This is a genomic window from Acrocarpospora corrugata, assembly GCF_009687845.1.
Lineage (GTDB): Bacteria > Actinomycetota > Actinomycetes > Streptosporangiales > Streptosporangiaceae > Acrocarpospora > Acrocarpospora corrugata.
This window is the reverse complement of the sequence record NZ_BLAD01000030.1, coordinates 1-589: the sequence shown is the minus strand read 5'-3', so window position 1 is coordinate 589 and position 589 is coordinate 1. Positions and strand designations below refer to the sequence as shown.

Here is a 589-nt window from a genome sequence, read left to right as displayed (position 1 = left end):
ACGCTGGTCGGGGTGACCACCAGCGACTGGGTGCTCGGCACGTCGTTGTCGGCCTCGGTGGCGGTGACCGGAACGGTGGTCAGGCCGGCGGAGGCGACGTTGATGGTGCGGGTGCCGTTGGTGGTGTCGGCGTCCTCGGCCGCGGCCACGGTGACGTTCTGCGGCGTCTGCCAGTTGGCCGTGGTGAAGGTCAGCGAAGCGCCGCCGGAGACGGTCAGGTTGGTGTCGCCCCGGCCGCGGCCGTGCTCGTCACGGTCACGTTGCCGGTGGGGGCCGCGTTGAGCCGCACGCTGTAGGTGGTGTTACCGCCCTCGGGCACGCTCACGCTGGTCGGGGTGACCACCAGGGACTGCGTCGGCTGCGGGTTGGAGCCCGTGCACGGGGTGCCGTTCAGCGAGAACGCGGTCGGGTTGGTGTTGGTCCCGGTGAAGGTGAAGTTCGCGCCGGGCTGGACCACCGCGTTGGCGGCCAGGTTCGGGGCGTAGGAGGGAGCGGCGATCGTGATGTTCGCGCCGGACTGGGTCCAGGTGCCTTCCCAGCCGTTCTGCAGCGTCTGGCTGCCGGGGAGGGTGTAGGTGATCCGCCAGTT

1 protein-coding gene is annotated in these 589 nt (G+C 70.6%); it reads right to left on the bottom strand.

The window, feature by feature from the left end:
- Positions 1-214: 214 nt before the first annotated feature.
- Positions 215-589, bottom strand: a 375-nt coding sequence (locus Acor_RS00175; RefSeq protein WP_174876086.1) for a cellulose binding domain-containing protein, incomplete at its 5' end; no start/stop codon positions are given.